This is a genomic window from Streptomyces tamarix (assembly GCF_032423885.1).
GTDB classification, from domain to species: Bacteria; Actinomycetota; Actinomycetes; order Streptomycetales; family Streptomycetaceae; genus Streptomyces; species Streptomyces tamarix.
Genome location: NZ_JAWCTQ010000124.1, coordinates 1 through 258, shown reverse-complemented (window position 1 = coordinate 258; position 258 = coordinate 1). Strand labels below are relative to the sequence as shown.

At 64.3% G+C, this 258-nt stretch carries 1 protein-coding gene; it reads left to right on the top strand.

The annotated features are described in order from the left end of the window. The coding region (locus RND61_RS32565) for a hypothetical protein (RefSeq protein WP_315881769.1) at positions 1–258 on the top strand (258 nt) is incomplete at both ends.

The window sequence follows — 258 nt, the reverse complement described above, 5'->3', positions numbered from 1 at the left end:
CTCTTCCTGATCCACGAGGTGGCCGAGGAGCTCGCTGCCGCGAGCGAGTTCACCCCGGAACTGCTGGCGCACGCGAAGCGTCACGGTTTCTCCGACCAGCAGATCGCGGAGATTCGCGGGTTGCGTGAGGACGTCGTGCGTGAGGTGCGGCATGCGTTGGGTGTGCGGCCGGTGTACAAGACGGTCGACACGTGTGCGGCGGAGTTCGCGGCGAAGACCCCGTACTTCTACTCGTCTTATGACGAGGAGAGTGAGGTC